Source organism: Streptococcus sp. 27098_8_148, from assembly GCF_041432105.1.
GTDB lineage: Bacteria > Bacillota > Bacilli > Lactobacillales > Streptococcaceae > Streptococcus > Streptococcus parasanguinis_AE.
In genome coordinates, this window is sequence record NZ_JAPVYY010000013.1 from 1 (window position 1) to 24702 (window position 24702).

A 24702-nucleotide genomic window follows, 5' to 3' on the forward strand; every position below is an offset into this window, starting at 1 on the left:
CCAAAAATAATTGAGAGGCTAGGACTTTTGTCCTAGCCTCTTTACTCTTGTTTCTTAATAAAGATCTAAATAGTTGTCTACTTCCCATTGGGATACGAAGGTCGCATAGCTTGCCCATTCGATTCGTTTGGCTTCAAGGAAGCTGGTGTAAATGTGTTCACCCAAGGCAGCTTTCACCACTTCGTCTTCTGTCAAGGCTTTCAAAGCATTGTGAAGGGTAGAAGGTAAATCTGTGATTCCAGCTGCTCTACGTTCTTCCGGTGTCATCACATAGATATTTTCTTCGATCGGAGCAGGTGCTTCGATTTTATTTTCAATTCCGTGAAGGCCGACTTCAAGCAAGACTGCCAAGGCTACATAAGGATTGGCCATTGGATCTACGGAACGCAATTCCAAACGAGTTCCCATACCACGTGATGCTGGCACACGTACCAATGGGGAACGGTTGCGTCCTGCCCAAGCGATATAAACAGGTGCTTCATATCCAGGAACCAAACGTTTATAAGAGTTGACGGTTGGGTTGGTCACGGCTGTAAAGTTGTAGGCATGCTTGATCAAACCACCCAAGAAGTGATAAGCAGTTTCTGACAATTGCATTCCACGTGGATCTTCTGGATCAAAGAAGGCATTGTTGCCATCTTGGTCAAAGAGAGACATATTACAGTGCATACCTGATCCGGCAATTCCAAATTTAGGTTTAGCCATAAAGGTTGCGTACAAACCGTGTTTACGAGCGATGGTCTTCACAACGAGTTTAAAGATTTGGATCTTATCACAAGCGCGAAGAACTTCGTCATACTTAAAGTCGATTTCATGCTGACCAACGGCTACTTCATGGTGGCTGGCTTCTACTTCAAAGCCCATCTTGGTCAAGACATTTACGATTTCACGACGAGTGTTATCTGCAAGGTCTGTTGGAGCCAAGTCAAAATAGCCACCTTTGTCGTTTACTTCAAGAGTTGGATCTCCATTTTCGTCCAACTTGAAGAGGAAGAATTCTGGTTCTGGACCAAGGTTAAAGGATTTGAATCCAAGTTCTTCCATATGACGAAGGGCCCGTTTCAAGTTGCCACGTGGGTCTCCTGCAAATGGTTCTCCTTCTGTCGTATAGACGTCACAGATCAAGCCAGCTACGCTACCATTTTCATCTCCCCAAGGGAAGACTGTCCATGTATCCAAATCTGGGTAAAGATACATATCTGACTCGTTGATACGGACAAATCCTTCGATAGAAGAACCATCAAACATGGCTTTGTTTGAAAGAACCTTGTCCAGTTGCTCATCGGTAGCTGGAATTTCGACGTTCTTCATGGTTCCCAAAATATCAGAGAACATCAAGCGAATAAAAGTAACATTTTTTTCTTTTACTTCACGGCGAATATCTGCAGCAGTAATTGACATTTTTGTCTCCTTAAAATAGATTACAAGCTTATGAAATGATCAACGAAATTGACCATATGGCGATGGGGAAGATGTGAAGCGACTTTGCTGAAGAATGTCACGATGAAGAGCCTTACGAATGGCTTCTTGGCTGACCACCTTGGTTTGCTCTTGCTCTTTTTCCGCATATCTCTTCTTGATATCCGCAATATTCAAACCATCTGAAATATAATCTTTGATCTCAAGCAGACGGTCCATATTGTCCAATGAATACATGCGGCGATTGCCTTCTGTTCGATCAGGAGAAATTAACCCTTGATCTTCATAATAACGAATCTGACGAGCTGTCAAGTCGGTCAACTTCATAACACTTCCAATCGGAAAGACTGCCAGCGAGCGTCGTAATTCCTTTTCCTTCATACCATTCCTCTTTCTATTCTATTATATCGAAAAAAAAATCTATGTCAAGATTAAATGTTATATAATCTTACATAGCTTTTTTGTGTTTCTTGAGAAAATCGCGAATGCGATCTACGTCCGAATTGACCAAAATCGCAACGAAAACGCCAATAAAGGTCTCAAATATTCGGGCAAAAACATATAAGAAGGTTTCTCCGTTAGGAATTGAGAGGGTAATGATCAGCATTGCCGAAACTCCTCCAATAATTCCTGCTTTGTTATTCATAGCGACATTTGTCATAATGGTTAACATGGTCGCTATGGGTACAAAAATAAGAGTCACCCAATACGCCCCATGAAAGAGCGTTTTTAAAAGGAAGAACAATACAGCATAAAAACCTCCGATACTGTTGCCCATGACACGCGAAGCCCCGAAGTGGACACTCTTATCAAAGTCTTCCCTCAAACTAAAAACAGCTGTCAAAGTTCCGATCTGAAGGCCTCGCCAGCCAAATATTCCAAAAATAAGTAGTACAATAAAAACGGCAATCCCTGTTTTAAAGGTTCTCATCCCCAAACGGAATTTGGACCAATCAAATTTGTGTCGTTTAAAGTAATCCATGGTCACCTATCTTTCTATTTCTATTATTCTACCATATTTTCAGAAAGGAGAGAACAGATATCAGTAGAAAGAAAAAAGAGAGTGGGACAGAAATCGGTAATTCGTTAGAATTCGATTTCGTCGTCCCACCTCCGCACAGTTGAGTAGGGATATAAAAGCTAATGAAATCAGCATAGTAGAGCCCACTCAACCACTGCGTCTTGCTAGACAATCCAAAAATAATTGAGAGGCTAGGACTTTTGTCCCAGCCTCTTTCATTTTATTTAGTTTATTTGTCTGTAAGAGCAGCCAATCCTGGAAGTTCTTTACCTTCAAGGAGTTCCATAGAAGCACCACCACCAGTAGAGATCCATGAGAATTTGTCTGCACGGCCAAGGTTGATCGCAGCAGCAGCTGAGTCACCACCACCGATGATTGATTTAACGCCTGGTTGTTTCACGATAGCGTCCATCACACCGATTGTACCAGCTTGGAAGTCAGGGTTTTCAAATACACCCATAGGTCCGTTCCATACAACTGTTTTCGCACCAGTCAATTCTTGGTCGAATTTAGCGATTGATTTAGGACCGATATCAAGACCAAGGAATCCTGGATCTACTGCTTCACCTTCAGTGTCTTTCACTTCAGTGTAGTCAGCAAATGCGTTCGCTTCTTTTGAGTCAACTGGCAAGATCAATTTGCCGTTTGATTTTTCAAGAAGAGCTTTCGCCACATCCAATTTGTCTTCTTCTACAAGTGAGTTACCGATTTCGATACCTTGTGCTTTGTAGAATGTGTAAGTCATCCCACCACCGATAAGAACTTTATCAGCTTTTTCAAGCAAGTTTTCGATAACACCGATCTTGTCTGAAACTTTTGAACCACCAAGGATGGCTACGAATGGACGTTCTGGAGCTTCAACTGCTTCTTTAATGTAAGCAATTTCGTTTTCAAGAAGGAATCCAGCAACAGCTTTTTCAACGTTTGCTGAGATACCAACGTTAGATGCGTGTGCACGGTGAGCTGTACCAAATGCATCGTTTACGAAGATACCATCTCCAAGTGATGCCCAGTATTTACCAAGTTCAGGATCGTTTTTAGATTCTTTCTTGCCGTCAACATCTTCGAAACGAGTGTTTTCAACCAAGAGAACTTGTCCATCTTCAAGAGCGTTAACAGCTGCTTCCAATTCAGCACCACGTGTAACACCTGGGATAAATTGAACTTCTTGACCCAATTTTGCAGCCAAGTCAGCAGCTACAGGAGCAAGTGATTTACCTTCTTTATCTGCTTCTTCTTTAACACGTCCAAGGTGAGAGAAGAGGATTGCACGTCCACCTTGTTCAAGGATGTACTTGATAGTTGGAAGAGCTGCAGTGATACGGTTATCATTAGTGATCACGCCATCTTTTACAGGAACGTTGAAGTCAACACGAACGAGAACTTTTTTCCCTTTCAAGTCAACGTCTTTAACAGTCAATTTTGCCATTAGATATGACTCCTTCTTTTTTTAATACATGATAATTATATCACAAAAGCTGTAAAAGAGGTAGAAAAATCCAATGCTTTTCCCCTCTAATTCACAGGATCCGAACGACACTTCTAGATACAAGATCAAACCTCTCTGGTTTTCACCAGAGAGGTTTTTTTTGAGAGTGACTTTTTAAGTGAACAAAAGAATCTTGTAAAAGAATTACTCTTCTTTCTTCTTACCAGCCAAGAGGAAGCCTCCTAAGGCTGCTAGGAGAACAGCTTCAGCTGCAAAGGAAGCTTCTAGGCTTGCCGTATTTGGTAAGTGTTCCGATTGACCTTCTTTGCTGGCATCTTTTGTTTCTTGCTGAACCGTTGGCTGTAAGTTCACTCCTTGGTGGGCACTTAACAACTGATGGATCTCTTGATCGACCATATCCTTGTGTTCTTCCTCCTGATGATCCGCTTGAGTAGAAGTCGTTGGGGCCAACTGATCCACTTGAGAAGGCTCTGTGGGCTTCAATGGATTAGCTGGATCCGGAGTCACTGGGGCAGCTGGTTGAACAGGCTGATCTGGTTTAGCCGGTTCTTCTGGTTGGATCGGTTGGTCTGGTCCTTCCGTTTTGGCTGGCTTATAGACAATCGCATAGTGGGTAAAGTGAGGAGCTGTAAAGATGACCACATCTCCGACTCTCTCAAAGGCCAAGGATTGAGGAGCTTGACCTTCTGGGAAGAAGAGAACTTGCTCCACTTCTTTATCCTTATCCACAGGGATTTTCACAAGGGATGGATGGTGCGTATCGATGTCTTGACCGCTTGCATCCACGCCTTCAATATCAAAGACGATTCCTTCTCGGCCCTTCAGCTCTTCTTTTTCTGTCTGATTGGCTTCAACTTTTGCGACTTTTAGTCCTTTGACAACGGTTGGCTCTAAGTTGGAGAATTGAACTTCGACTCCAGTCGCAGGGTCTACAAAGACCGCTGGCTTATCTTCTTTCAGGAGCGCAATCAAGGTCTCTAGACCTGTCTTAGCTGTTTCAAGCGCTTCAGGAGTGAGCTCTGAAGAAGCTAGGAGCTCTTTATTTTTCTCCAGGAGTGCCTGCAAAGCCTCTCCAGAAGGGTGATTTGGCTTGCTTGTTAATAGAGCAGTCGCTTCTGTTGTCAGAGCAGAGAGAGCTTCTTTTTCTTTTGTTAGATTGGCTTGACCATCCAAGGCTTTCAAGAGAGCGGTCAATTGGTTCAACTGCTCATTGACTTGATCTTGTGTGCTGGTATCATGCTCTTTCAAGACTTTTTCAGAAGCAGCCATTCCAGCCAGCAAAGCTTCTTTGACTTCAGGAGTCGCAAAAGTAAAGTCTACTTTGGCTTTTGCAGCTTCAGCTTCAGCCAATTTTTGCTTAAGGTATTCATCGTTGAGAGCTGGTTTTGGATTCACGAGGACATCAAAGCTTGTGCTAGCTCCTTTGTAATGGATAGTGATGGTTTGACGGCCTTCCTTGCTCGCATCAAATCCAGTTATTTCAACACCTTCATCGGTCAAGGCGTGCGTTTCGGTCGTTTCATCTTCAAAGACGACTGTAAAGCGTCCGCCTTCTTTCTCCAATGCTTCTCCGACGATATATTCCACTTTTGGTTTGTCGGTCAATTCTAGACCAGCAACTGCTTTTTCACCTGCTTCCTCTGCACTGACCACAAAAACAGTGAGAGTCTTATCCAATTTCTGACCAAGGTAAGAAACTTCTAGGTGTTGTTCTCCAAGCTTGCTACTGTCAAATCCATGAATCTCTACACCTGAGTTGGTGAGGTTGACCAGTTGATCTGCTTGGCCATCTTTATAATGAACGCGGAGAGTCGCCCCTTTCAAGGAAAGGGCATCGCCTTCCCGGTAGACCTTCTTGGTCAATCCATCTTCAAATTGAAGTCCCGCAATTTCTTTATCATTCTTTGGAACTTCGATCGCCAAAACATTACTGATATCTTTACCAGGTTCTTGCGCACGATAGTAGAGAAGAGATGGGGTTGATTCAAAAGCGAGCGGTTTAAAGATCAGATTTCCAGCTTGATCGGCTGTCATGGTCGCAATTGGACTGGTCGCTTCTTTATCGGCATAAAGAGTCAGAGTAGTATTAGCCGGAACATCTTTGAAACCGACTTGGACAAAATGATTGCCCAGGTTTTGCGCTGCAGCATGTTTCATCGGGATGTTGACCGTTTCAGTATCTAGACTTTCATACATCTTCCAGTTGTAAATCCGGATGGCTTGCCATGGGGTGCCGTTATCAGCTGTAATGACATGGAGACGCCAGTCTTGAGCCTTGATCGGATGATCAAGTGTAATGTCAGACACATGGGCTTTATTGCCACGAACTTCCTTGGCCAATTTCCACTCACCGGCTTCGTCCTTGTAGTAAAGGTCGAAGTCACGGGTATTCATCTTGCCATCATCGACAGATTCCCCACCAGCACCGGCATGGTCCATGACCCAACGAACAATGGTCCGAGGTTGTGTCAAGCGGATATCGACAGTTCCACTCAATTGAGCAGAAGACCATTTATCTGAAAGACTGGTAATGGTCCCATTTAACATACCTTCAATGCCTTCACTACCATCCGCATCTGGGAAGCTCGAACCGATCACTTTGGCTCCGATAACCACGTTTGGCGCTAGGGCTTTTGGTAGACTGGTATCTGACACGGTCATGCCCCAATCAAAGGCTACAGTTCCCGCATCTGAACGTTGACCATTCTTTCCAACTGCCACAACCTTGAGTTCCTGAGTGGTTCCTTCAGTACTTGCTGAACGGCTAACTTTTGGTAGATAGACGGTTGTCGCAGAAGACCCTGTTAAGAGACGCCAGTTGTCGCCATCTTTTTCATAGACTTCATAATAATCCGCATCTGCTACCCCTTTAAAATTGAGGACTGCTTCTGCTTCTTGCGCATTTTGTAGGCGTTTTGCTCGAACGGATACTTCTGCTGGAGTCGCTGGTTTCTCTTGGTTTGAAGTAATCGACAATTGGCCGAGATTAAATTTGTAGTCTTTAACATCCGTATCATGGTCAAAGAACATCTTCACAGCATAAATGGTCTTGCCAGCCAAACTTCCCAAATCAAAGGTTTGAGTAGACCAATCCGCACTCGGTGTCAATTCTTTCCATTCGTATTCAGAGTAGTCTTCTTTGGTGGCAACAGCTACCCAGGCAGCTGCTCCGATCCCACCTTTATGACTGACGCTCAATTTTGTCGTTTCTGTCACAGGAATCTTGGTCGAATAGAGCATGACATTTTGACTGCTATTGGCTTTTAAATCTCCTTCAAAGGCTAGAGAATTTCCTCCATTGTAGGCTTGATCAAAATCATAACGACCTTTCAATGGCGCACTATCCTCACTATGCTCTACCCACCAACGCCATGTTGGAAGGTAGCCAGAAACAGAACGGTAGTTCCACTCCCCTTCTTTAGAAATCTTGCCATCCACAAACCAGTGTTTTCCGTGTCCAGTATTGAAGGAAGTATTGAAATCTTCACTTGTAATAGGAGTTTTGTCCACTACTAGATTGGACATACCGTACCAAGATTGGTCTGCTGGTTTTCCTTTAGTCGGATCTCCTTGGAAACCTGTCCAGAATAGATCTTCATGGGTATGGTAACCTTCACCAGTCTTTCCTAGACCTGTAATCGTATCTGGCGCATAAAGACCAAGGGATAGACGCAACTTGCCATGTTCATCTAAAATGGCATTCCAGTCTACATTAGTCTTATAAGAGCCACCTTTTTGGAGCTCGAGTCCAGCTAGAACATCGTAAGGATTCCGATGAATCCATTTGGCTGTGCTGATGGAATAATCAACTTCTGATTTGCCCCAGTTAAAGTTGGCAAAGAAGGTATCAACTGGATTTTCCCCATTTTCTGGCTGCATGAAATTGTAGTTGTATTCTCCCAGCGCATTCTCATGGTAACGGCCATATTCATAGGTCATAGCATCATACCAGGAATACTTAATCGGATAGTTCAGACTCTTCGCATATTCCTTGGTATAAAGAAGAAAATCTCTCAATTTTGGACCCAATGGTTCTACAAAATTTCCGGTTGTTTCTTGGTTGATAAAGTAACCATCAAAGCCATAGTACTTGGCAAGTTCGACTAATTTACGCGCGATCGGGAAAGTTTTAGAGCCTTCACTATCTTCTTTCAAGGTTTCTGCAAAATGTTCTTGATCCTTGATACTGCTAGACCAGTTATAAAAGAGTGTTCCATAAATAGGAACCCCATTTCGGTGGGCAGCATCGATCACATCTGCTGATGGAACCAGTCCTTCCCAAAAGACCATGGAATCCAAATATTGCCAGTAATCAAAAGCATAGGCCTTAAACTCTTCCCCGCCGACAGACGCATGATCCTTGGCTTTGGAGTTCATGTTTGACAGCGCTTGGATCTTCGCTTCAGGGTTGGCTTGTTCATTAATTTGTTTCCCTTGAAAGCGGCTCGCAAGTGGAACGCTTGCTCTGTTCATATCGTCATCCACTCGTTTTCCTGGTTCCCACTTCAAGAGATCGTCCCAGGTATCGAACTTAACTTCTTTGGGTCTTAATTGTTTTTCTTCATTGGTTGGTAAATCGGCCACTTTTTCTGCAGCAGCTTTCGGTTTTTCAGTCTCTGAAACAGCTGGAGTATCTGTAGTTGTCGAGCTAGCTTCTGTACTTGTAGGACTAGCCTCCGGAGCGACCGCTTCTGCGACTGGTTTTTCCGTTTCTGCAGCAGGCAAGACCGCATCTGCAGTATAGACGCCAGCTTCTCTCACTAGATGATTGACATCTTCTGTCGCTACTGAAGATGTTTCTAAGGGTTGTTCACTAGTAGAAACTGTCTCATCTGCAGAGACAGCTCCTGTTCCTAAAAATGCTAACCCAATCAATGCGGAGCAAACTCCCACACTGAATTTTCGTATACTAAATCGTTCTTTCTTTTCAAATAGATGACCTTTCATCTTGACCTCCTTGTATGGTTTTTTTCTTTTTCTTGAGCGATTTCCATTGGCTCCTTTCTCTACGAACTGTAATCGCTTTCATTTTATTGTATTAGAAATCTCCAATCAAGAATAGGATACCCTAATCTATTTAGCACTGTCAATCTATTTTGCCAATTCCTATAATATGATGAGAAAGCCCTAAAAAAAGTACAAAAAAAGAGGAGGTTTCCCTCCTCTCATCATACGCATGAATTATTTAGCAATTTTTGCGAAGTATTCAAGAGTACGAACAAGTTGTGCAGTGTAAGACATTTCGTTGTCATACCATGAAACAACTTTAACCAATTGTTTACCGTCAACGTCAATAACTTTAGTTTGAGTTGCGTCAAACAATGATCCGTAAGACATACCTACAACGTCTGAAGAAACGATTGGATCTTCAGTGTAACCGTATGATTCGTTTGAAGCTGCTTTCATAGCTGCGTTCACTTCATCAACAGTAACGTTCTTGTCAAGAACAACTACCAATTCAGTAACTGATCCAGTTGGAACAGGAACACGTTGTGCAGCTCCGTCCAATTTACCGTTCAATTCAGGGATAACCAAACCGATTGCTTTAGCAGCACCAGTTGAGTTAGGAACGATGTTAGCAGCACCAGCGCGTGCACGACGAAGGTCACCTTTACGGTGTGGACCGTCAAGGATCATTTGGTCACCAGTGTAAGCGTGGATAGTAGTCATCAATCCTTCAACAACACCGAAGTTATCTTGAAGAGCTTTAGCCATTGGAGCCAAGCAGTTTGTAGTACATGAAGCACCTGAGATAACTGTTTCAGTACCATCAAGAATATCGTGGTTAGTGTTAAATACGACTGTTTTAACATCTGATCCACCAGGAGCAGTGATAACAACTTTCTTAGCACCACCAGCATGCAAGTGTTTTTCAGCAGCTGCTTTAGTAGCAAAGAAACCAGTTGCTTCAAGAACGATTTCTACACCGTCGTTAGCCCAGTCGATTTGTTCTGGATCACGTTCAGCGGAAACTTTAACGAATTTACCGTTAACTTCGAATCCACCTTCTTTAACTTCCACAGTACCGTCGAAACGACCTTGAGTTGTATCGTATTTCAACAAGTGTGCAAGCATAACTGGATCTGTAAGGTCGTTGATGCGTGTAACTTCAACACCTTCTACGTTTTGGATACGACGGAAAGCAAGACGTCCGATACGACCGAAACCGTTAATACCAACTTTAACTACCATTCGTGATTTCCTCCTTATGAAAATCAAAAAAATTTTTTGTGAAAAGAGTAACTTGACACAGCGCCAAACATCTTTTAACAGTCTCTATTATATACTTTATTGCATTAAAAAGCAACTATTTCCCAACGAAAAGCAAGATTTATCATAGATCACCACCTCTTTTATTAAAGTTTTTCACAAAGTCTTGATCGATAGGAAAAGCGCTATTTTACTTGTACTCACTTTTGGAACAAAGAAAAACTCTTCCCAAAGTGGGAAGAGTTTTTAAGCTTTGGTAAATTAAGCTTCACCTTTAGCTTTTTTAATGATTTCTTCTTGTACTGATTTTGGTACATCTTCGTAGTGGTCAAATACCATCATGAAGGTACCACGTCCTTGAGTTGCAGAACGAAGGACAGTAGCGTAACCGAACATTTCAGCAAGTGGCACATAAGCACGAACGATTTGGCTTGCACCGTGTGCTTCCATACCATCTACACGTCCACGACGAGCAGTTACGTGACCCATAACATCCCCAAGATTTTCTTCAGGAACTGTGATGGTTACAAGCATCATTGGTTCAAGGATAGCTGGTTGTGCAGTCTTAGCAGCTTCTTTAAGTGCAAGAGATGCAGCGATCTTGAAGGCAGTTTCAGATGAGTCGACATCGTGGTATGAACCATCGTAAAGCTTAGCTTTCACGTCAACCATTGGGTAACCAGCAAGAACACCGTTCGCCATAGATTCTTGAAGTCCTTTTTCTACTGCAGGGATGAATTCACGTGGAACCACACCACCGACGATCGCATTTTCGAACTCGAATCCTTTACCTTCTTCGTTTGGAGTAAATTCGATCCAAACATCACCAAACTGACCTTTACCACCAGATTGACGTTTGAAGAATCCACGTGCTTGTGTAGAAGCGCGGAATGTTTCACGGTAAGATACTTGAGGAGCACCAACGTTAGCTTCAACCTTGAATTCACGTTTCATACGGTCAACAAGGACATCCAAGTGCAACTCACCCATACCAGAGATAACTGTTTCACCAGTTTCAGGGTTTGTTTCAACGCGGAATGTTGGATCTTCTTCAGCCAATTTTTGAAGGGCGATACCCATCTTGTCTTGGTCAGCTTTAGATTTAGGCTCAACCATCAATTGGATAACTGGTTCTGGAACTTCGATTGATTCAAGGATGATTTTTGCTTTTTCATCTGTCAATGAGTCACCAGTTGTAGTATCTTTCAAACCAACGGCAGCAGCGATATCTCCAGAGTAAACTGTTTCGATTTCTTTACGAGTGTTGGCGTGCATTTGAAGGATACGTCCGATACGTTCACGTTTACCTTTAGAAGTGTTCAATACGTATGAACCTGAATTCAAGACACCTGAGTAAACACGGAAGAATGTCAAACGACCTACGAATGGGTCAGTCATGATCTTGAAGGCAAGAGCTGCAAATGGCTCTTCATCAGATGCTGGACGTTCTTCTTCTTCGTCTGTATCTGGGTTTACACCCTTGATTGCAGGGATATCAAGTGGGCTTGGAAGGTAGTCAAGGACTGCATCCAACATCAATTGAACCCCTTTGTTCTTGAAGGCAGAACCACAAAGTACTGGGTAGAATTCAACGTTGATTGTAGCTTTACGGATACCAGCTTTCAATTCTTCGTTAGTAATTTCTTCCCCTTCAAGGTATTTCATCATCAAGTCTTCATCAGTTTCAGCAACTGCTTCAACCAATTTTTCACGGTATTCTTGAGCTTGTTCAAGGTATTCAGCTGGAATATCTTCTTCAAGGATATCTGTACCAAGGTCGTTCGTATAGATTTCAGCTTTCATCTTGATCAAGTCAATGATTCCGCGGAAGTCATCTTCAGCACCGATTGGCAATTGAATTGGGTGAGCGTTTGCTTGAAGACGGTCATGAAGTGTGCTTACTGAGTAAAGGAAGTCAGCACCGATTTTATCCATCTTGTTAGCGAATACGATACGTGGAACTCCGTATTCAGTTGCTTGACGCCAAACTGTTTCAGTTTGAGGCTCAACACCTGATTGTGAGTCAAGAACGGTTACAGCACCGTCCAAAACGCGGAGTGAACGTTGAACTTCGATAGTGAAGTCCACGTGTCCTGGTGTGTCGATAATGTTTACACGAGTGTCTTTCCATTGAGCTGTTGTAGCGGCAGATGTGATGGTGATACCACGTTCTTGCTCTTGCTCCATCCAGTCCATTTGTGACGCACCTTCGTGAGTTTCACCGATTTTGTGAATCTTACCAGTGTAGTAAAGGATACGCTCAGTTGTAGTTGTTTTACCAGCATCGACGTGAGCCATGATACCGATATTACGAGTTTTTTCAAGTGAAAATTCGCGTGCCATGAGGTTTGTTTCTCCTATATTTTTTATTTCTATATTCTATTATAACATGATTTAATAAAAACGGATAGGCAGGACCTACCCGTTCTCAGTGTTTTCATGCTAAGTTTTGGTTCCAACTTGTAAGAAGAGTTGAATTGGGTTCAAGAGCTGACGAAGCTTAATTGAACTCGGGCTAAAAGCTCAAGTTAACTGATTTGAACCCGAGCGAGGCCCGGTGCAAAAAAGATAAACTGCTTTGTGTTCATCGAACACTGCATCAGTTTCCTATTTTTGCCTTGGGCCTTTGCCGCTCTTAGTATCATAATTGAACCCGGACTAAAAGCTCGGAAAATAGATAAGCTTTCCTAGAATCTTTGATTCTTCGTCAAGCTTCCTAATTTTCAGTCGCTTTTTTAACGCCCTTAGTATCTTATTCTTACCAGCGGAAGTGTGCGAATGCACGGTTAGCTTCAGCCATACGGTGTGTATCTTCACGTTTCTTAACAGCTGCACCAGTGTTGTTCGCTGCATCCAAGATTTCTTTTGCAAGACGATCAACCATTGTGTGTTCACCACGTTGACGAGCGATTGTTACCAACCAACGAAGTCCAAGTGTTGTACGACGTTCTGGACGAACTTCAACTGGGACTTGGTAGTTAGAACCACCGACACGGCGAGCACGTACTTCAAGTACAGGCATGATGTTTTCCATAGCTGTTTCGAATACTTCAAGAGCATCGTTTCCAGTAGCTTCTTTAATTTGTTCGAAAGCTCCGTAAACGATTGAAGCAGCTGTACCACGTTTACCATCAAGCATAACGCGGTTGATAAGACGAGTAACTAATTGTGAATTGTAAAGCGGATCTGGCAATACATCGCGTTTAGGCGCACGGTTTTTACGACTCATTTTTCTTTATCCCCTTTCCTTATGCTTTTGGTTTTTTAGTACCGTATTTAGAACGGCCTTGTTTACGATCGTTTACACCTGCAGTATCAAGTGCTCCACGGACGATATGGTAACGTACCCCTGGAAGGTCTTTTACACGTCCACCACGAAGAAGAACCACGCTGTGTTCTTGCAAGTTGTGTCCGATACCTGGGATATAAGCAGTTACTTCGATCAAGTTGCTCAAACGTACACGGGCAAATTTACGAAGGGCAGAGTTAGGTTTTTTAGGTGTCATTGTTCCAACACGAGTTGCAACACCACGTTTTTGTGGTGAAGAAACGTTTGTTTGAACTTTTTTATGACTGTTGTAACCAACGTTCAAAGCTGGTGATTTAGATTTTTCTACTTTTGATTTACGCGGTTTGCGAACCAATTGGTTAATTGTAGGCATCTACATTCTCCTGTGAAATTTTTTATTTTTGGTGATGGTACACTTGGTGACAGCTACCATCTGTGTGTACTTTTGCAACATTTGTCAGCACGTCCCTGTACACTCTTGAGAGACCAAAAGTAAAAAGTACCGTCTATTATTATAACATGACGGCACTTTGATTGCAAGATGTTTTTTTATTTTTTAAAGAAGTCGAAAAAGTTCATTATTGACCAGCTTCAGCAGGTTCTTCTGCCCCTGCATTTGCAGCCGGAGCATACTGTTGTTGCTGTTGTGGTTGAACTGTCGCATTGGCTCCAGCTACTCTGGCATTGGCATTAGCATTTGCGTTGGCATTAGCGTCTGTTTGAGTCTGCTGTGTTGCCGCTGTGTCGCTCTCATAGGTCAGTCCATAATAGTTAGCGATGTATTGGATACGGGCCTCAAGCGATTGCTTTTGAGTCGCATCTTTGACTTTCTTCACAGCAGCTTGGGCAGCGTTCACAGAATCTTGACTTGGCGTTGTTTCCATTTGAACGACTGCTTTTTCAGCAGCTTCTGTATTTTTCTTTTCTTCCTTCTTTTCTTTTTCTTCCTTTGTTTCCTTTTTCACTGGAAGGGAACCTGTTTTTTTAGCAGGTTGAATTTCTGTCGTTACCTGGGCAGCCGTATTCTTTTTAACGGTATACAAACCAGCTACCAAAATAAAGGATAGAGACAGAACTGTCACCAAGCGAATCCACAAAGGACTATTATCAAATCGATCTAAAATTCTTTTCACTTTTTGATCCTCCTTTGCTGCTCTTAATCAAAGATATTTCCAACTTCGACGCTCAATTTATTTTCTTTTACATCGATGTTGGTCACGCGCAATAAGGATTTGTGTTCAAAGAATTCCCGGTCAGTTGCAGCATTATCCGCAAAGACAGCTACTCCTGCTAATTCAGAATCGAATTCAGCCAAGAGACTGACCATTCCATTAATCGTTCCGCCACCTTTAAGGAAGTCATCGACAATCAAGACCCGGCTTCCTGCTTTTAGGCTCCGTTTTGAAAGGAACATTTTCTCAATGCGATCCCCACTTGAGCCTGAAACATAGTTGACACTAACGGTTGACCCTTCTGTGATTTTCAAATCACGACGGACAATGACGAATGGAACATTCAAGACATTAGCTACTGCATTGGCTAGTGGAACTCCCTTGGTCGCTACGGTCATGACAGCATCAATCTTCTTATCTCGGAAGGCTTTGGCAATGATGCGTCCGATCCGATTCAAAATCTTCGGATTGCTCAAAAGATCAGACAAGTAAATGTAGCCACCAGGAAGGATACGATCACTTTCAGACAGTTGCTTGCAAAGATCCTCAACGATTTCTTTGGATTCTTGATCTGAGATAGACGGTGTAAAGATCACGCCTCCACCAGCTCCTGTAATGGTCTCAATATTTCCGATTTCCATCTCTTCAAAAGCCCGCTTAATAATCACGATATCTTCTGAGATGGAAGACTTGGCAGACTCATACTTTTCCGCAAACGTATTGAGGCTAGTCAATTCATAGGGATGGTTGATCAAGTAATTAGAAATTACGACCATCCGTTCACTTCTTCTTAATTTCATTTTCTCACCATGTAGTTTTTTCTATCATTATACCATAAGAAGCGAAAAAAACGAACATTCTGATTTACAGAAGGCCGTTTTTTCCTGATTATTTTATTTTTGGCAGAATCATTCCCGTATTTATCTCTGTTTTTACTAGTCGAGATTCGGTTTATAGAAGGAACGATTTTCCATAGCGAAGATTTTATTGGTCATCTCGCCAGGACCAATTAAGCCAAGTGCTGTTGTCATCATCATCATTTCCGCATCCAAATTATCGATCATATGAATAATCTCTGCTTCCATGATTTTTGGACGAACGGGACTACCGTATTCGAGCAAGCCATGGTGACTCAAGATCACATGGCGAAGGACGATCACTTCTTCTTTTTGATCATCAATCTTCAAGTCTTGCAAGACCTTGGTGATTTCTTCATCGATCAGTGCAATGTGGCCGATGAGGTTGCCTCGAACAGTGTATTCTGTATTTTCAGGTCCCGTCAACTCGATCACTTTGGCCAAATCGTGTAACATAATCCCCGCAAAGAGCAAGCTCTTATTCAACTGAGGATAGATATCGCCGATACTATCTGCCAAGCGGACCATGGTCGCCGTATGATAAGCGAGACCTGCTTCAAAGGCATGGTGGTTGGTCTTAGCAGCTGGATAGCTATAAAACTCTTTCTCATATTTTCCATAGAGGGCACGGACAATCCGTTGCCAGACTGGATTTTCAATTTTGAAAATCATGTTTGACAAGTATTCATGTAATTCCTTAGGATCTACTGGTGGTTTTTCCTTGAAGTCCGCTGGATTGTTAGGCTCTCCTGCTTGTGGCAAACGCATGTTCAATTGATTGACTTGCGGAGTATTATTGTAAACTTCTCGACGTCCAGACATATGGACCACGCGCCCAGCCATAAAACTCTCTACATTGTGAGGTTGGGCATCCCATAATTTGCCTTCGATCGTACCGGTCTCATCCTGGAAGACAAAGGCGAGGTAGTTTTTCCCAGCCCGCGTTTGACGCACTTCTGCTGACTTGATCAAATAGAATCCTTCGAACAATTCATCTTTTTTCATTTGGTTAATTTTGACCATCATCTTCTCCATCTTCTATATATACATCTAGTCCCAGCAGGTCCTCATCGCTTTCGATTTGGCGGAGTGTCCGCTCGATGGCACTGGTCCGTCTGGTTAGCAAATCATCAATATTATTGGAAGCATTCTTTAAATGGCGCTGAGTCTTGGCCAGAATCCCTCCAAACTTATGGAATTCTGATTTGACCGATCCCAACACCTTGCTAATGTCATCTGCACTCTTTTGGATGTTGAGCGTTTTAAAGCCAACAGACAAGGAGTTCAAGAGGGCTGATAGCGTACTTGGACCAGCCACTAAAATTTGTTCGTCCCGACGCAAGCGATCGAAGAATTCTGGATTGCGAACCACTTCGGAATAGAGGCCTTCAGTTGGCAAAAAGAGAACTCCGAAATTCGTTGTCGCTGGTGGAAAGAGGTATTTTTGTTGGATATCCTTAGCAAAACGCTTGATACTAGCAAGAAGGGCCTTGCGGTAACGCTCGATCTCCTCTTTCTCTCCTGATTCATAAGCTTCTTCCAGACGATAGTAGTCTTCCAGTGGGAATTTAGAGTCAATCGGCAGATAGACTGGCTCCTCTCCTTGCCCAGGAAGCTTAATGGCATATTCCACGCGCTCACTGGATTGGGGAACGGTGACAAACTCCCGCTCATACTGGGCTGGGGTCAAGATATCTTCAATGATTTGACCCAGCTGCAATTCGCCCATAATCCCACGCGTCTTGGTATTGGAGAGAACTTTATTAAGAGTTCCGACATCCCGCGCCACTGTCTGCATTTCTCCCAACCCTTTGTTGACCGACTCCAATTGTTTTGAAACCGTCTCAAAGGAGGTCTGCAAGCGGTGCTGCAAGGTTTTCTCCAATTTTTCTTCTACCGTTTGGCGCATCTGTTCTAGCCGCACTTCATTGGACTCTTGGATCTGGCGCATACGCTCATCTGTTTTGTCCCGATTTTTAGTAAAGTGCTCGTTCATCTCAGCGCGCAGAGCCGTCGTCTGCTGGTGGATCTCCACTCGCATCTCGGTTAAGCGATCTGTCAGGGCGATCTCTAACTGCTGATTGGCAATCTGGCTGGCTTGTCTTTCTTTTTCAAAACGATAATCCAACTGGTCTGTCAAATGATCCTCATGGTCTTCCAGCATCTCTCGTAAAGCCGGTCTTGTGTCATTTGACCGTTGCAAGAAATAGATGAGGAGGCCCAGATTGAGCAGGCCAATCAGAAGCAGAATGATATTCATATTAACCTCTGTCTTTACTATAAACAATGACAAGATAGCCACGGTCGAGACTCACTTGAATCGGTTGATCTAAAAATTCATTGGAGCCATACATGGCCTTCAAAAAATAATTCTCCGGATGGAGCGGATACTTGGCCCCTGTGATCTCTACGCGACCTTGTCCTACAGGCATAAAACCAACATAGGACTTAGTAGGATCTGGCTGAATCTCGTGGCAGCCAACTGGTCTGTAAATCAGACGATTTTGACCATCGACTAATTGGATCTGCTCCATATAGGGAGCTAGGTCTGGATCGGTCGGCAAAAAGATATTGGACAAAAAGTGATCCAAGCGACCGCCAAAGGCACCATAAACGGTGACAGCAGCATCTGGATAGGCCTCAAAGGCTGCTTTCAAGGCCAATTCCAAATCCGTATCGTTCTTTTCAGGGACGGATTGAACAACTTGCTTGGCTTGGGTTTGGATCTTGCGCAAATCGGTCTCAGAGACGGAATCGAAATCCCCCACAGCTATATCTAAAGGCAGACCTTGTTCCAGTAGCTTCAAACAGCCACCATCAACGCCTACATAAGCGTCATGATCTTTTGGCAAGAGCGTGCTGTCACCTCCTGCCAGTATTGCGATCTTACCCATTTACAGCATCTCGGAGCGTTTGGACGCGCTCATTGACATCTCCATTAAAGACATAAGAGCCTGCTACAAAGACATTGGCCCCAGCTTCTTTGGCTTGGGAAATAGTTTGGCCATCAATTCCTCCATCGACTTCGATATCAAAGTCTAAGCCTTTTTCTTCACGAAGAGCGGCTAATTCGCGCACCTTGTCCATGGTTTCAGGCAAGAAGGCTTGACCACCGAATCCTGGATTAACGGTCATGACCAAGACTTGATCCACCAAGTTCAAGACATGTTTGATACTGTCTACAGGAGTCCCTGGGTTGATCACGACACTAGCCTTCACACCCGCTTGACGAATTTTTTGAAGAGCTCCGTGAATATGGGGAGTAGCTTCTACGTGGATGCTGATGATATCCGCACCTGCACGGGCAAATTCTTCGATATGGTGTTCGGGATTGGTGACCATCAAGTGGCAATCAAAGACCAACTTGCTATGTGGACGCATGCTCTCTACGACACCAGCTCCAAAGCTGATATTGGGCACAAAATGGCCATCCATGACATCGATATGGGCATAGTCAGCTCCTGCTGCTTCTAAGCGTTTCAATTCACTTTCAAAATTGGCATAATCGGCACTCAAAATTGAGGGGGCTAATTTCATTGTTTTCATCGTTGTAGTGTCTCCTATTTTGGCATTTTTTTCGAAACTTTTTTATAGGTTTCGCGACGGTTTTCAATCTCACTTAGAAATTGCAAGTAATCCTCATAACGGAAAAGCGCAATTTCCTCTCTTTCAACGGCTGGTTTCACCGCACAAGCTGGCTCATGCGTGTGGGTACAGGTACGAAATTTACAAGAGTGGCTCACATCGACGATCTCTGGGAAGGCTTGATTTAAGTCTTCACTGGTTGTCACTTCATAATCGAGGGATGAAAAACCAGGCGTATCTGCGATCTTTCCTCCATTTAAATGGTAAAAGCTGACAGCTCGGGTCGTGTGTCGACCGCGCCCCAGACTATCTGAAATCTCACCCGTTTCAAGCTCTAGATCCGGAGCGATTTTATTGAGCAAGGTCGATTTTCCTACACCGGTCTGCCCCATAAAGACCGTGGTTTGATTGGTCAAAAGGGGCAAGAGTTCCTCAATCGACAAGACAAAATCATAGCCAATAGCCTGGTAGATTCCTTGGTAGTAGTGGATGTCTTCCATATCTTCTAATAAGTCCAGTTTTGAAATATAGACAATGGGATGAATCCCCTTATGCTCCAAAAGAACCAGAAAACGGTCTAAAAGATTGGCATTGAAATCAGGTTCCTTAGCTGACATAATCACTACTGCCTGATCAATATTGACAATAGGAGGGCGCACGAGGCTATTTTTTCGAGGCGCAATGCTCAAAATGTAGCCTTCTGAATTCTCTTCAGCAGAGAACTCCACCTGATCCCCCACGTAAGGTGTCTGTCCTTTTTTTCTAAAATTTCCACGAGCCCGTGTCTGGTAAATGTGACCGTCTGACTCCACGTAGTAGAAGCCAGCCAAGGCCTTGACGATTGTTCCTTGCAAATCGCACTCCTTTGAGATTAATACTCCTATTATACCAAAAAATGAGAAATAAGGCTGGATTGCTCAATAAGAAAAATCTGGAACTAGTTTCAGTAAAATTTTTAGGGATAATAAAGATAGGGGTATTGTAACCGCTTCCTAATTTAGGTATAATAAATGTGAAAAACATTCATAAATAAGTTGCTTGTGGGAAGCTCGAAACAAGAAGGCAGAAAGGAAGTGACATCAAGAAGCGCCTTGTTTCAATGATTACTTGCTGTACAAAGAAAGCTGTTTCTTTGTTCTACGTTTTTAGATGGAGGTTCTTTATGAGTCTTTCTTTTCTTTCTAAAGAGAATCCCTTGATTGCCAATATCAAAAAGGGAAAATTTCTGACACCTTGGTTTTTGGCTCCGTTTATTCTGTATTACATCACAGAGTACATGTCCCCTGTTAGCACGGCATCGACCAGTTTCTTTCTCAATAAGCAACACTGGATCCCAGACTGGTGGAACATCCTTGACCTCTGGTCCTTCCTCTATACCATCATCGCCTTCTTCCTTTGGGTTCGCTTGATTGAAAAACGGCCTATTCGAACCATGGGATTTTCCAAAGGAAATGGGCTTTCTGAATTCGCCAAAGGTTGCCTTGTGGGAGGCATCATGATCACAACAGTCTTGATCGTCTTTTTAGTCACTGGAAATGCCACATTCCATCGCATTCAATTTAGTATGCCATTTCTTGTATCTTGGATTTTGGTCTTGATCGGCTATATTTTCCAAACTGCGGCAGAAGAAATTTATATCCGTGGTTGGTTGATTCCAACCATCTCCTACCATACCAATGCCCTTCTAGCTATCCTGATCTCAGCTACTATGTTCTCCTACTTCCATATGAATAACAACGGTGCTTCTTGGTTCTCTACTGTTCATCTCTTCTTCTTTGGAGTCTTTACAGCAGTCTACGCCCTGAAACGCGGGAATATTTGGGGACCTTGTGGCTTCCACTTTGCCTGGAATTTCCTGATGGGAAATGTCTATGGTTTTCATGTCAGTGGCTTTGACAGCGAATCATCCTTGATGTACTTCACAACTTCAAATCACACCTTGATCACTGGTGGTGAATTTGGTCCTGAAGGGGGCATCCCGGGATTAGTGGTCTGCATCTTAGCTCTTTTATGGGCCATCTTTATCCTCAAAGATACCTCCAAGGAGCAAGAGAGCCTATATCCTGCAGCATTGAAATGATCTATTGATAAAAGGAACAGGAGACATCTGTAGGCTTCCCTGTTCCTTTTTTTCCTTGGCATTTTTCCTAAAAAGTGTATAATAGAACTATGCGGAGGTGGTGGAACGGCAGACACGCATGCTTCAGGCGCATGTGCCCCTTCGGGCGTGAGGGTTCAAATCCCTTTCTCCGCATCTTGGAAAGGTGGCCCAGCTCGGTACGGCACCGGACTCGAAATCCGGCAAGTGGATTTCTATTCACGCGCGGGTTCAAATCCCGTCCTTTCCTTCTACAACAGAAAAGACATGAGCTATGAAGCTCATGTCTTTTCTGTTATTTTATTCCCGCATCTAGAAGGCCATCTGCTAGGCGAGCGAAGTCTTCTAAGCTAAGAGCTTCTCCTCGTACAGAAGGTTGCAGGCCTGCAGCTTGGATTCCTGCTTCCAGTTTGGCTTTGATTTCTTCGGTCTTGCCAAAGCGACTGGTCAAGTTGTTCCAAAGTGTTTTGCGGCGGTGGACAAAGCTGGCTTTGCTGACAGAGAAGAAGAAATCTTCGTCCTTGACGGCTACTGCTGGTTCTTCGCGACGGACCATCTTGAGGATGGCAGAGTCGACGTTTGGTGCGGGCACAAAGACGGTGCGGGGCACGATAAAGGCTACCTTAGCGGTCATATAGTATTGGACTGCAATGGATAATGAACCATAAGCCTTGGTGTTGGGCTCAGCTGAGATGCGGTCTGCCACCTCTTTTTGCATCATGACCACAAATTCTTGGAAAGGAATCTTGGATTCGATCAAGTGCATGAGGATTGGAGTTGTGATGTAGTAAGGAAGGTTAGCCACCACCTTGATCGGAAGGCCTGGATTTTTAAACTCTGCGATGTACTGGTTGAGGTCTACCTTGAGGATGTCTTGGTTGACAACCGTGACATTGTCAAAATCCCGCAAGGTATCCGCCAAAATGGGAACCAAGCGGTCATCGATCTCAAAGGCCATGACTTCTGCCGCATTTTCCGCCAAGAACTCAGTAAGTGCTCCAATTCCGGGACCGATTTCGATGACATTGACCTGCTTATCAATCTCAGCCGTATCCACAATCTTTTGAAGGATGTTGGTATCGGTCAAGAAGTTCTGACCGAAGGATTTTTTAAAGGTAAAACCGTGACGCTCCAGCACTGCCTTGGTCACGCTATAATCTGCAATTCTCATTTTTTCTCTTTTCTAATCAGTTTAGGGGTAAAGGATCCCCGCTACTTCCGTCTTAATAACTGGCCATGGCCTCTTCGACTTGTGCTAAACAAATTCCAAACAATTCCAAGCGTTTGATCAATTGCTTGCCATTGCAGTAGCCGATGCGCAAGGCTTCTCCTAGATATTCCCGCCGTTTGCGACTATCGCTTCCCATCAAAAGTCCAAGCCGCATCAAGTCAGTCTTTGTGATATCAAAGAAATTTTCATCTTCGTAAGACCCGACCAGTCCAGCTAGGGCTTTTTCTAAGTCTTCAAAGCTGGCATGCTCCACTCCAAGAGAACGCCCCTTGGTCTTGGATTTGGGCACTGCTTCGCCACGATTTAAAAAGGCATGTTTGGCCTGGGGCACCTCTTGCATAATGATCTTGCGAATGCGCTCGCCATTGTAGTCTGGATCGGTAAAGACAATGACCCCACGCAACTCCTGCAAGGTAGCAATTCGTTCCAAGTCATCTTGATCGATCGCAGAACCTCGCGTTTCATAGGTATCCACCTCATAAAAACGACGGAGATTAGCTGTGTCGTCCTTGCCCTCCACGACAATCACTTCTGGTATTTTTCTTTTCTCAGTCAAGGCCAAATACCTTTCTTGCATTGTCATAGGTTGCCTGAGCCACTTCTTCTGTTGTTAAGCCACGTAGTCCTGCAATGAAGTCTACTACATAACGAGTGTAGGCTGTTTTATTTTCCCGACCACGTTTGGGAACTGGCGCCAGATAAGGGGCATCTGTTTCAACCAAGATCTTGTCTAACGGAAGGCCAGCTGCTGCTTCTTGGACATCTGTGGCTTTCTTAAACGTCACCACTCCAGAAAAGGAGATCATCATTCCCAAATCCATGAAGCGTTTAGCTTCTTCTAAACTTCCTGAGAAAGAATGCATGATCCCACCGCGAGGCCCGACTCCTTCACTCTTGATGATGGCATAAGTATCTTCTAAAGCATCGCGTGTATGCACCACAAAGGGGAGGTCCAAGTCCTTAGACAATTGAATCTGACGACGAAAAACCTTTTCTTGGACATCTTTTGGTGCCGTCATCCAGTGGTAATCCAGACCGATTTCTCCGAGTGCGACGACTTTGGGATGTTTTAGCTGTTCAAGTAAATAGACCTCCACTTCAGGACTATAATCACCTGCCTCAGTGGGGTGCCAACCAAGCGTGAGATAGAGTTCTGGGTGCTGGTCTGCCAAGGCTATTCCTCGCTCAATCGTCGGTTTGTCAAAACCAACGATATTGTGGGCTACAACACCCATTTCCTTGGCCAAGTCGAGCTCTTCTTGTTCTTTACCTGCGAATTCTTCCACATTAAGATGGGTGTGGGTATCAAAAATCTGCATGATCTTCCTTTTCTTCCGAGTTTTTCTTCCTTCTATTATAGCAGAAAGCGCCTCTAAATTCACTTTCGGACAAAACAAAAACCAGTAGTCTCGAGTTTCTACTGGTTTTTAGGTTTTTATCTGAATTACGCAGCCAAAACTTTGCGTCCTTTACGACGACGAGCTGCCAATACGCGACGACCATTTTTAGTTGCCATACGGTGACGGAAACCATGTTTGCGCGCACGACGAAGTTTACTTGGTTGATAAGTACGTTTCACGATGAATACCTCCTCATAGATTTTGTATTCGTTTAGCCGGCTAGTTGTGATCAGTTACTAAACATACTTTACTATTCTATCGGATTCGACTCTATTTGTCAATAGCTATGGCAAAATTGTTGCAAATACAGGTCGGAGAACACCTTTCTACACCTGACGGGTTGCCAAGTAATAGGGTTCCAGAGCCACCAGCGCCTCTTGCAACTGATCCAGGATATCCTCAAGAGAACCATCCTCGACTAGAGAAACATCGTATTTGACAAGGACCTTACGAACCGCCCCTTCTGCTACTGCTTGTAGCAGATCATGGCGATTCTTTTCTGTTCCTTCTACCCTTTGACTCTCTCCATTTTTCTGGACGAAATAATAAACAGGCTGAGTGATGGGAAGGGTGAGAACCTTGTGTTGTTTTTGAAGACTCTCCTCATCTTTTTTTCGCTCGATAAAGCTCACCTCTAAGGAAACTCCAAAATCAGCTGCATCCCCATAAAGTCTCAAGGCAAACATGGGCTCTGCCATCGTCCCTTCTCCTTTTAGATAGGCCCAAAAATGAGGCCGCAAGATCTGAGCCTGGTTCATCCATTGGCTAGTCCGATCTTGCTCCAAGTAGGGGTGGCGCTTCTGAAAGGCTGAGACCAAATCGGTGAATTCCTTACGAGCCGCTTGAGCTAGTGCACGACACTGCTCCATCTCTGAGGCTAGCACGCCTGCCTTTGCTGGGGCCTGGTAGTGGATTCCTTGAAGCTTTAAAAACTCTCGAATCGCTGCAAATGCCATTTGCTTCCTTTCTA

General features: G+C 43.8%; 22 protein-coding genes and 2 tRNA genes. 3 read left to right on the plus strand and 21 right to left on the minus strand.

Annotated features, from left to right (window positions below; all coding sequences use genetic code 11):
• Nucleotides 1-54: 54 nt before the first annotated feature.
• The 16 genes from glnA to rsgA form a co-directional block, all read right to left on the minus strand.
• On the minus strand, nucleotides 55-1401 hold the full coding sequence (gene glnA / locus O3646_RS09165; protein WP_003008870.1) for a type I glutamate--ammonia ligase: 1347 nt from the start codon (nucleotides 1399-1401) through the stop codon (nucleotides 55-57).
• Nucleotides 1402-1440: 39 nt separating this feature from the next.
• Nucleotides 1441-1800 carry a MerR family transcriptional regulator gene (locus tag O3646_RS09170; RefSeq protein WP_014713966.1) on the minus strand — a complete coding sequence of 120 codons (360 nt, stop codon included), beginning with the start codon at nucleotides 1798-1800 and terminating at the stop codon, nucleotides 1441-1443.
• Between the two features lie 67 nt (nucleotides 1801-1867).
• The gene (locus tag O3646_RS09175; RefSeq protein WP_070676019.1) at nucleotides 1868-2401 is read right to left on the minus strand and encodes an aromatic acid exporter family protein; all 534 of its coding nucleotides are present in this window, start codon (nucleotides 2399-2401) and stop codon (nucleotides 1868-1870) included.
• A 268-nt stretch (nucleotides 2402-2669) separates the two neighbouring features.
• Nucleotides 2670-3869 (minus strand): phosphoglycerate kinase, encoded by a 1200-nt coding sequence (gene pgk / locus O3646_RS09180; RefSeq protein ID WP_031573909.1) that lies wholly within the window; start codon nucleotides 3867-3869, stop codon nucleotides 2670-2672.
• A gap of 204 nt (nucleotides 3870-4073) precedes the next feature.
• Nucleotides 4074-8837: a bacterial Ig-like domain-containing protein gene (locus O3646_RS09185; protein WP_371610797.1), complete on the minus strand. Its 4764-nt coding sequence runs from the start codon at nucleotides 8835-8837 to the stop codon at nucleotides 4074-4076.
• Between the two features lie 234 nt (nucleotides 8838-9071).
• The gene (gene gap, locus O3646_RS09190) at nucleotides 9072-10082 is read right to left on the minus strand and encodes a type I glyceraldehyde-3-phosphate dehydrogenase (RefSeq protein WP_003003093.1); all 1011 of its coding nucleotides are present in this window, start codon (nucleotides 10080-10082) and stop codon (nucleotides 9072-9074) included.
• Between the two features lie 279 nt (nucleotides 10083-10361).
• Nucleotides 10362-12443 (minus strand): elongation factor G, encoded by a 2082-nt coding sequence (gene fusA, locus O3646_RS09195; RefSeq protein ID WP_003003071.1) that lies wholly within the window; start codon nucleotides 12441-12443, stop codon nucleotides 10362-10364.
• 415 nt (nucleotides 12444-12858) lie between these two features.
• Entirely contained in the window at nucleotides 12859-13329 is a 471-nt protein-coding gene (rpsG, locus tag O3646_RS09200; protein WP_003003105.1) for a 30S ribosomal protein S7, read from the minus strand.
• 19 nt (nucleotides 13330-13348) lie between these two features.
• A complete protein-coding gene (rpsL, locus tag O3646_RS09205) occupies nucleotides 13349-13762 on the minus strand; it encodes a 30S ribosomal protein S12 (RefSeq protein ID WP_003003125.1) in 414 nt (137 codons plus the stop codon).
• Nucleotides 13763-13967: 205 nt separating this feature from the next.
• The gene (locus O3646_RS09210) at nucleotides 13968-14522 is read right to left on the minus strand and encodes a hypothetical protein (protein ID WP_195529320.1); all 555 of its coding nucleotides are present in this window, start codon (nucleotides 14520-14522) and stop codon (nucleotides 13968-13970) included.
• A 23-nt stretch (nucleotides 14523-14545) separates the two neighbouring features.
• Nucleotides 14546-15361, minus strand: a complete 816-nt coding sequence (purR, locus tag O3646_RS09215; protein WP_003012466.1) for a pur operon repressor — start codon at nucleotides 15359-15361, stop codon at nucleotides 14546-14548.
• Nucleotides 15362-15496: 135 nt separating this feature from the next.
• Nucleotides 15497-16441, minus strand: a complete 945-nt coding sequence (locus O3646_RS09220; RefSeq protein WP_037608119.1) for a 3'-5' exoribonuclease YhaM family protein — start codon at nucleotides 16439-16441, stop codon at nucleotides 15497-15499.
• The gene (locus tag O3646_RS09225; protein ID WP_371610798.1) at nucleotides 16428-17678 is read right to left on the minus strand and encodes a DNA recombination protein RmuC; all 1251 of its coding nucleotides are present in this window, start codon (nucleotides 17676-17678) and stop codon (nucleotides 16428-16430) included. The genes O3646_RS09220 and O3646_RS09225 overlap by 14 nt, the downstream gene beginning before the upstream one ends.
• A gap of 1 nt (nucleotide 17679) precedes the next feature.
• The gene (locus O3646_RS09230) at nucleotides 17680-18312 is read right to left on the minus strand and encodes a thiamine diphosphokinase (protein WP_371610799.1); all 633 of its coding nucleotides are present in this window, start codon (nucleotides 18310-18312) and stop codon (nucleotides 17680-17682) included.
• Complete coding sequence (rpe, locus tag O3646_RS09235) at nucleotides 18305-18964, minus strand: ribulose-phosphate 3-epimerase (protein WP_061591432.1); 660 nt, start codon at nucleotides 18962-18964, stop codon at nucleotides 18305-18307. The genes O3646_RS09230 and rpe overlap by 8 nt, the downstream gene beginning before the upstream one ends.
• Nucleotides 18965-18978: 14 nt before the next feature.
• Nucleotides 18979-19857, minus strand: a complete 879-nt coding sequence (rsgA, locus tag O3646_RS09240) for a ribosome small subunit-dependent GTPase A (protein ID WP_247923763.1) — start codon at nucleotides 19855-19857, stop codon at nucleotides 18979-18981.
• A gap of 308 nt (nucleotides 19858-20165) precedes the next feature.
• Between rsgA and O3646_RS09245 the strand changes: the two genes are divergently transcribed.
• The 3 genes from O3646_RS09245 to O3646_RS09255 all read left to right on the plus strand — a co-directional run bounded on the left by O3646_RS09245 (nucleotide 20166) and on the right by O3646_RS09255 (nucleotide 21351).
• Nucleotides 20166-21083, plus strand: coding sequence for a CPBP family intramembrane glutamic endopeptidase (locus O3646_RS09245; protein ID WP_118095588.1), 918 nt, complete (start codon nucleotides 20166-20168; stop codon nucleotides 21081-21083).
• A gap of 91 nt (nucleotides 21084-21174) precedes the next feature.
• A tRNA-Leu gene (locus O3646_RS09250) sits at nucleotides 21175-21257 on the plus strand.
• Between the two features lie 4 nt (nucleotides 21258-21261).
• Nucleotides 21262-21351 (plus strand) — tRNA-Ser (locus O3646_RS09255).
• Nucleotides 21352-21396: 45 nt separating this feature from the next.
• Here O3646_RS09255 and rsmA read toward each other — a convergent pair.
• The 5 genes from rsmA to O3646_RS09280 all read right to left on the minus strand — a co-directional run bounded on the left by rsmA (nucleotide 21397) and on the right by O3646_RS09280 (nucleotide 24688).
• Nucleotides 21397-22272: a 16S rRNA (adenine(1518)-N(6)/adenine(1519)-N(6))-dimethyltransferase RsmA gene (rsmA, locus tag O3646_RS09260; protein WP_247923762.1), complete on the minus strand. Its 876-nt coding sequence runs from the start codon at nucleotides 22270-22272 to the stop codon at nucleotides 21397-21399.
• A 52-nt stretch (nucleotides 22273-22324) separates the two neighbouring features.
• The gene (gene rnmV / locus O3646_RS09265; protein WP_003008897.1) at nucleotides 22325-22909 is read right to left on the minus strand and encodes a ribonuclease M5; all 585 of its coding nucleotides are present in this window, start codon (nucleotides 22907-22909) and stop codon (nucleotides 22325-22327) included.
• Nucleotides 22881-23651, minus strand: a complete 771-nt coding sequence (locus O3646_RS09270) for a TatD family hydrolase (RefSeq protein ID WP_247923761.1) — start codon at nucleotides 23649-23651, stop codon at nucleotides 22881-22883. The genes rnmV and O3646_RS09270 overlap by 29 nt, the downstream gene beginning before the upstream one ends.
• A 125-nt stretch (nucleotides 23652-23776) precedes the next feature.
• Nucleotides 23777-23911 carry a 50S ribosomal protein L34 gene (gene rpmH, locus O3646_RS09275; protein ID WP_003003086.1) on the minus strand — a complete coding sequence of 45 codons (135 nt, stop codon included), beginning with the start codon at nucleotides 23909-23911 and terminating at the stop codon, nucleotides 23777-23779.
• A gap of 147 nt (nucleotides 23912-24058) precedes the next feature.
• Nucleotides 24059-24688, minus strand: coding sequence for a ribonuclease P (locus O3646_RS09280; RefSeq protein ID WP_247923760.1), 630 nt, complete (start codon nucleotides 24686-24688; stop codon nucleotides 24059-24061).
• Nucleotides 24689-24702 lie beyond the last annotated feature (14 nt).